Below are 7,263 nucleotides of genomic sequence, written 5' to 3'. Positions count from 1 at the left end.
ACTTAATAATCTATATAAATTGCTTTAATTAGATAACATACCAGGCTTTCTGATATTTTATTATCGACTTTCAATTATGATAGAGCCTTCTGTATTAAAAGCAAAAGTTTTATTCACTCCAAATACACTTCAGCGCTTATACCAATTTTATAGTCTTTCATCAATAAATTGTAAGAGATGAATTGGTGACAACTTTTCCTTGAATCCATAATCCACTCGATCAGAGATGTTTTCCACAAAATCAGTTTCAATATCCTCTGTATCAACAAACTGTTGAATCCGACTTGGATTATAAAATGGAGCTCTTACCACCTCTGGATTATCGGTAATAATTGCTTTATCATACATGATTGCTTCGCAATATCTAAGCGTATATCCGTGACCACCTCCCTGCATAATTTCAAGCATACATTTACACGCCTGAATTCTTTGCAGATTTTCCAAATAAGGCATCTGATCCTGATACACAATTTCTTCTTCATATTTTCTGTTTTCTTTCTCAACACCAATAATGTGAAAATCACATTTTAATCCAGCATTTTTGAACACTTCATAAGCAGCGATAATTTTATCCAGACGATCTTTCGCTTTTCCTACAAAATATACATCTGAACGCTTAATATGCTCGTTCTTCGGTATTTCAATACGAGAATAAACCAAGGGATAGTAATATACACCATAGTTTTTTGCATCGAGCTGATCAAACGAAAGAACGATATCCGCTTTCTGTTTAACCACATCAATGTTAGGCATCATTGAACGTTTCACCATATCCTGATAGAAAAAAGCTATTCTACAACCAGGGTATCTTTTTCTAAAATACTCTATTAATCCACAATCAATTTCTTTTTTTCTTGAGCCAAAGAGCACAAAACATATAGGTTTATCGTCTTCGAAACCACCTTTGAAAACCAATCTATTCCATATGTTTTGACAAGGCAGTTGGATAAATTTGTTCAGTTTCCGAGACTTATGTAACTTATATAGAAAATTAAGCAATTTACTATCTGTATCAATACTCTTCCAAATATATTTCGAATCGATTCGGTTATCCAGATCTGCATAAGACGCTCGATAAAAATCGGCGGCAGAGCCTAAAACCACATAATTATATTTCATCTTGTTCATTCCTCACCATTAATCTTATCCTTCAGTGCCGCCATGAATAATTCTCGATGTGCCTCACATTCAATAGTATTCAAAAGACCAATCAATGTCTTACTATCCTTATAACATGAATCTATCAATTTTCCCTTCGACAGCTTATTGAAGACCTTGAACCAAAAATTATTTCTCACACCACCAAGACAGCATGCAAGATATTCTCTAATATGCATTTTGGCAAATACCTGATAATTACTTGCCACAAAGTCATCTGATTTAATCTGATTGCTTCTTTCTTCAAACTGTTGAAGTATTTCAAGGCCCTGACTTTCTTCCGCAAGGCTAATAACCGTACCATCTCTATGAATGGGAATATATCTAACCGAACTTTCCAATTCTGGTGATCGCAACAATTCTATCTGTATCAACAAGCCAGTCTGATAAAACTCGTTAGTCGAGCTATACATTATAAAGTTTCCCTGACCATAAACCAACTCTGCACCTTGATATTTTTCCGAAGCGCCAATACAATGGCTATGTTGGCACACAACAACATCTGCACCAGATTCTGCAAACTTTCTGCACACTCTTTGTACATTTGGACTAGGATATCGGTAAAGCTCCTTATTTCCATGATATAAAACAATCACATAATCTGATTTCGCTTTCAATGCTTTAACATCGTCAAAAGAATATAGCGGATCATACGGATTGCATCCTGCAGTTTTATCACTTGCAATAGAAAACTCATGTTCTGCGCAAGAATAAATAGCCACCCTTATACCATTCTGTTCTAAAATCAACCCACACTTAGCGTCATGGATATTTTCTCCTGCACCAACATATAATATATTGTTATCCTTAATGATTCTAATTGTTTCTCTTAATCCCTCATAACCATAATCCATTACATGATTATTAGAGATTGATAGTACCGTTGGATTCAATGCATTTACACCTGCAAAAGCAGCTTCGGACATTAATAAATGAGGCCCCGCTTTTTTTATCTTACCGCCTTTAGAGCCAACTGCTGTTTCAAGATTAAAAATCCTGAAATCTGCCTCTTTTAAAATGGATGCTAATTTTTCTCCAACAAGGCTTTCACATTTACCACTTTCGAATTTATCTTTGTTTTCTTCTGAAACCTTAATATCTGCACCAATAATAATTTTCATTCGTCATTCACCTCTAATCGGAAGTTGTAGCCAATCTCCCAGTTTTCGATCCCATTCGTCTGGCTGAAATCCCACAAGACCACTGGATGGAAAAAAGGTTATTTCCCCAAAATAAATTTTATCCTCAACCTCATAGAAATCAATTCTGGAAAAATAAGTGTTTTTACTCAACTTAGAAGCAAGCTTCTTCATTTCTTCCAAATGATGCGGAGGCAATATTTTTAAATCCGAATTGGGGTGTGTTGCTCTTTCAACGTCCAAATGATTCCAATTTTCATCAAAGAAGTCTTCTTTAAGGCCTCCATCAGAATATCTTTCACTGCACACCAAAATCATTCTCGGTACACTATTAAAGCAGAAGAATTTATAATCCTGCAAATTATCAGCTAGATATTTTTCGGCAAGAATCAAATGTTCTACATCCCTATACGGCCATTCTCTGCCTTGATAATAGTAATTAGTGCTCAATGATTTATTAAGCACATCTTTAGCTTTGTTCTTATCGAACGTCTTCTTATCCCTACAAATATAGATTCCTCCGCTATCATGTGTACATTTCAGCACAAACTGATTGGGAAGCTTTTCAAAATCAATATCCTCAAAGTATTTCCAAGAACCCAATGTAGGGATAATGTACTCTTTGCCGATCATTGCAGCAACATAATCTTTTACGTTCTTCTTGTCAACCAAGGTGGTATATTCAGGTTTTCGATCATATAGCTTGATCCATTGAAGCTTCTCATTAAATGTCAATGGATTTTTCAAATTCAATCTATTTCCAAAAGCACTATAAAATGCAATTTTTAAATATTGCTCATCAGACATCCAATTTAAAAACCCCATTCTATCTATTTTTCCATATATTCTTTTAATTAAACTCTTTTTTTTCATCGTTGCTCACTTTCTACACACTCACGGCGATTTATTTTAAGCAATATTCCCTACTTGTCCTGAGATACATTGGAATAAGAATCAGTGCTGGATAAACTGCACTTGATTGCGCTGTTGCAGTATTAAAATATAGAAACACAAGCAAAGCAATTAACACCGTATCACCTTTAAGCTTTTTCAGCGGTGCAAAAATCCAGTACATAAGATAAGCCAAAGGGACAACACCCATAATCGCTCCGAATTTAAACGGCCAACCTCCAGCACCTGCTAATTCATTCAATTTATAAAAGGAATTCCACTTTTCTACTCCCATTCCCAATGGACACTTTACCATCGCCAGAAGTGCCATCGTCAAGCTGGCAACCCGGTACTGACCTGTACTGTTCTCTGCAACTAAACTGAATTGATTATTATTTGTAAACAGCTTTGAAAGAATTGACACATATATCAAGCTATTAGTTCCTCGTGTAAAGTAATCTACCGAAAGAACAATAGCTCCAATTCCAACGGCTGAAATCACATAACCTTTCCAATTAACTTCAATAATTTCCTGATCACTAGCTCTTCTTTTAATAAGCACAGCCATAAGAATTGCAAGATATCCTAAATATCCGGATGTCGATTGTGTCGTAATAAGGCAAATGCTTAAGATGAAGAAATATGCTTTCCGTCTTTGCGGTTTGATTTCAATATATTGCGAAAAAAACAGCAAAATACATATCGCAGCATTTATAACCATTTGGTAAACACCTGGTTCAGAAAAAATGCCAATATTTCGATGCCGATAAACCTCTAAATAACTATAAATCAATTGCCCATATCCAGGTAAATTCGTTACAGTTCTGTATCCTTCATAATCATATGTTATACTGTTGTTTCTTGTAACAAATCGAGTGAAAATCATTTTCGCCAAATTAATTCCCGCTAATTGTAAGCCCCAAAAGAACATACTTATCACAGCAAATACAACAACTGTCTTCACAAATCTATCAAGAAATCTCTCATTATCAATTGAAATAGCAACTGCAACACACAGAATTTTAATTGCCATCTCGTTCCAAAAAGCCAATCCAATTCCACCTTGAAGCAACCGCACAAAAATAGTAAAGCCAAGAAGAACGAAAACACACGTTAACGCTTGTTTTGACAACATACTTTTTTTCAGCAACAGAAAAACAACCATGGTGGCTATGAGAATGTATTGTGTCACAATATTGCCATCAACTTTATATGCATAAAAATTTGAAGAGTTGCACAATAGCATTATGTATATCAGAAGATATTGAAAGGGCGTGCTCTTCTTTACTCTTAATTCCATCAGATTCCTTTCTTGCTCGCCAACTAAGGCTGCACATCTAATTGATTGGAATGTGTTTCTTCACTGAACCAATCGTTATTCATCTTGTATTAATTTTAACATAGTATTTTCTCAAAAAGTACTTTTACCATATATTTTATGCATACTCCAACCCCTTTAACCTCCCCTCTATGTTGCACATCTTACTTTTTCAGCAGTTCCTCATATATTGCCTGATACTTCTCGTTTTTTTCCTGCCAAGTATACTTTTCTGCTTTCTTTCGCGCATTTTTTCCACGTCTTGTTACTTCATCAGGATTAGCAATACATTCAAGAATAGCTTTTTTTAAATTCTCAACGTAATCTTCCTTCGTATTTCCTTCATAAAGCCAACCCGTGTCTTTATTAAAAAGAGTTGCTCCGCCAAACTTATTAATGGTGATAACTGGAATACCTTTTGACATTGCCTCCAATAAGACCGTGCCTGTCGTCTCTCGAATGCTCGGCATAATAAACACATTCGCACCTGCATATTCCTTTTCCATTTCCATATAGGGAATGGAACCCATGCAGTGCACATGCTCAGACAAGTTCAGGTCATCCTTACAGCGTTTACGCAGATGCTCAAGCTCTGCGCCATCGCCTACAACTCGAACCTGATATCTAGTTTCCTGCGGAATTCTAATCAAAGCATCAAAAAGGAAGTCTAATCCCTTTCGATATATCATTCTTCCAGCAACCAGAAAAACGCAGTCTTCATTTCTACCCTTTTCATTGCAAGTATCTTTAATATCATTTATATCTACCGCAACCTCAGTCACTGGTTCGTTACTTACATTGCAGTTCTGCCCCCCCCCACGAGGAATTCTTGAGTCTCTTTATTTGCAAACATAATATAGTCGCAGCGATTTAGTTTTCCAGTGATTCTCAGCTTAAAACGATACCAGCGATTTATCCCTGAGCGAACGACTTCAATGATTTCATGTCCCTTTGCATAATCTTTTAACCCATTAGGCAAAGACTCTCCTCCGCCAAGTGGCCCACAGACGAATTTAATATTTGTTATCTTTCCATAGTCTCCAATTGCACGGAACTCAATCGGCGTGATCTGATGAATAACGTCAATTTTCTGATCCGCACAGATTTTCTTTGCAAGAGGAAGTACCCGTCTATTCCACACATTAAGTCTTCCAGAATACATGAATCCCTTGAAGATTTTCTTGTAAAAACCCGGAATGTCAACATAATAAAACTTTATATTTTCAAGTGGGTGACTCTGCAAATATTTTTCGACCGGTTCACGTTGCTCTTCTTTTGTGATCACATAAACTTTATTTGTTTTTGAACTTTCATAAGGAACGCACCAACCGATTTTATCTTCACTTCCAGCAAAAGGGTTACATGAATAAGCTATATATAGAATATTCATTACTTTGTCTCCATCTGCTGTGCGATATCAGTATCCACGATTTCCTCGCCGGTCTTATTATAATGTCCCCATAACAGTGGGCACATATCAATATCAAGAATAGCATTTTTAACTTTATTCTTTATAGTCATGGTCTTTATTCCTCCTGTTATTTTATGACACTCTGTATCACACGATTCCACTGCTCCATTACTTTTTTTTCGTCCAAAGTTTCTCTTATTCTTTGAGAGCTCTGCGACATACTCATGCATAATGCAGGATCATCTGCAAGCATGCAGAGTTTATGGAAAAAAGCATTTACATCACCAACTGGAATCAACATTCCATTCTCTCCATCACGAATGTATTCCGCCGCACCACCGGAGGGCAATCCGTACATACGGTAGGAAGACCAATCGCCAACGCTTCCAACATAGAATTAGAAAGCCCCTCAAAATCGCTGGTCAAAGCGAAAATACCTGACTTTGACATAACTTGATGGATGTTTTTTGAATAGCCAGGAAACTCTACCACTGCCTCAATTTGAAGTTCTAAACACAGTTTTTGCATTCTCTCAAGTTCAGGGCCCTTGCCGTATATTTTTAGCCGATACTCAGGATGCACTTTATGAAACAGAGCAAAACCATTAATAAGCATTTTCAGGTTCTTTTGCTCGGTTAATCGACAAGCCGTAATAACCGTCTTCTCATGATTTTCAACATTCCAATACGGCAAGTCATTGGTTAACGGATTGCCAATCACTACTCCATTTTCTCGGATTTTATCAGAAAAGTAATCTCTGGCATCCTTTGTCTGGAAGATTACTGCAGGCGAGCGCTTATAGCAATATTTACAAAAAAATGCATTTGATTTCTTGCGCATAACCTCTGCCGGATCAATCCTCAATGAATAAACAATCGGAGCAACCTTTAAAACTGACGCATAAAATGTTTCATTAATCAAAAATGATACTGCAATGTCACTATCAAATCTTTTTATCTGCCGTGCCACCTGTTCTGATCGAGAAATAAAGCGCATCATCTTATTCTTCTTTTTATAGTCGGCGTAGTAATACTTTACACGACTGTCAAGGTGATACTCACGTTCAGGAGAATAAACCGCAATATAAAGCACCTCGTGTCCAATTGATACAAAATAATTTGCTGTTATAGAAGCTACACGTTCAGCTCCTCCATCACTTAATCCATGTGCAATAATTGCAACTCTCATTTCCATCTCTCCTTGTATAATAGCCTTCCGGAGGCATTGGCCAATTCACAAGCGTTTTGCTCTGTATTTCTGGCAGAACTTGCTCCATCATTTGTCTTATATCGATATAACTACTTCACCAATGAATTATTTCTCAAAGAGTCTATCGGTTTTATGGC

8 protein-coding genes are annotated in these 7,263 nt (G+C 36.4%); all 8 read right to left on the bottom strand.

Annotation, left to right across the window (positions count from 1 at the left end; genetic code table 11):
• Window positions 1-147: 147 nt before the first annotated feature.
• Complete coding sequence (locus DWX76_RS03265) at window positions 148-1,119, bottom strand: hypothetical protein (RefSeq protein WP_147353831.1); 972 nt, start codon at window positions 1,117-1,119, stop codon at window positions 148-150.
• A 5-nt stretch (window positions 1,120-1,124) separates the two neighbouring features.
• Window positions 1,125-2,279 (bottom strand): CapA family protein, encoded by a 1,155-nt coding sequence (locus tag DWX76_RS03260; RefSeq protein ID WP_118570109.1) that lies wholly within the window; start codon window positions 2,277-2,279, stop codon window positions 1,125-1,127.
• A gap of 3 nt (window positions 2,280-2,282) precedes the next feature.
• Window positions 2,283-3,170 (bottom strand): ATP-grasp fold amidoligase family protein, encoded by an 888-nt coding sequence (locus tag DWX76_RS03255; RefSeq protein ID WP_118570108.1) that lies wholly within the window; start codon window positions 3,168-3,170, stop codon window positions 2,283-2,285.
• A 31-nt stretch (window positions 3,171-3,201) separates the two neighbouring features.
• Window positions 3,202-4,488, bottom strand: coding sequence for a hypothetical protein (locus tag DWX76_RS03250; protein ID WP_118570107.1), 1,287 nt, complete (start codon window positions 4,486-4,488; stop codon window positions 3,202-3,204).
• 182 nt (window positions 4,489-4,670) lie between these two features.
• A complete protein-coding gene (locus DWX76_RS03245) occupies window positions 4,671-5,288 on the bottom strand; it encodes a glycosyltransferase family 4 protein (protein ID WP_118570106.1) in 618 nt (205 codons plus the stop codon).
• Between the two features lie 11 nt (window positions 5,289-5,299).
• The gene (locus DWX76_RS03240; RefSeq protein WP_118570105.1) at window positions 5,300-5,896 is read right to left on the bottom strand and encodes a hypothetical protein; all 597 of its coding nucleotides are present in this window, start codon (window positions 5,894-5,896) and stop codon (window positions 5,300-5,302) included.
• Window positions 5,896-6,027: a hypothetical protein gene (locus DWX76_RS14840; RefSeq protein ID WP_412693974.1), complete on the bottom strand. Its 132-nt coding sequence runs from the start codon at window positions 6,025-6,027 to the stop codon at window positions 5,896-5,898. Before DWX76_RS14840 ends, DWX76_RS03240 begins: the two co-directional genes overlap by 1 nt.
• Window positions 6,028-6,211: 184 nt before the next feature.
• A complete protein-coding gene (locus DWX76_RS03235) occupies window positions 6,212-7,105 on the bottom strand; it encodes a glycosyltransferase (protein ID WP_182429717.1) in 894 nt (297 codons plus the stop codon).
• Window positions 7,106-7,263: the final 158 nt, after the last annotated feature.

Source organism: Clostridium sp. AF21-20LB (assembly GCF_003478795.1).
In the GTDB taxonomy this organism is placed as follows: Bacteria; Bacillota; Clostridia; order Lachnospirales; family Lachnospiraceae; genus Otoolea; species Otoolea fessa.
The sequence above is the reverse complement of the archived record's forward strand: the minus strand, read 5'-3'. Positions and strand labels throughout refer to the sequence as shown.

Excerpts from the sequence above, each read along its gene's own strand:
- DWX76_RS03235 (WP_182429717.1), bottom strand. The coding sequence starts at position 7,105 with ATGAGAGTTGCAATTATTGCACATGGATTAAGTGATGGAGGAGCTGAA.
- DWX76_RS03240 (WP_118570105.1), bottom strand. The coding sequence starts at position 5,896 with ATGAATATTCTATATATAGCTTATTCATGTAACCCTTTTGCTGGAAGT.
- DWX76_RS14840 (WP_412693974.1), bottom strand. The coding sequence starts at position 6,027 with ATGACTATAAAGAATAAAGTTAAAAATGCTATTCTTGATATTGATATG.
- DWX76_RS03255 (WP_118570108.1), bottom strand. The coding sequence starts at position 3,170 with ATGAAAAAAAAGAGTTTAATTAAAAGAATATATGGAAAAATAGATAGA.
- DWX76_RS03250 (WP_118570107.1), bottom strand. The coding sequence starts at position 4,488 with ATGGAATTAAGAGTAAAGAAGAGCACGCCCTTTCAATATCTTCTGATA.
- DWX76_RS03260 (WP_118570109.1), bottom strand. The coding sequence starts at position 2,279 with ATGAAAATTATTATTGGTGCAGATATTAAGGTTTCAGAAGAAAACAAA.
- DWX76_RS03265 (WP_147353831.1), bottom strand. The coding sequence starts at position 1,119 with ATGAAATATAATTATGTGGTTTTAGGCTCTGCCGCCGATTTTTATCGA.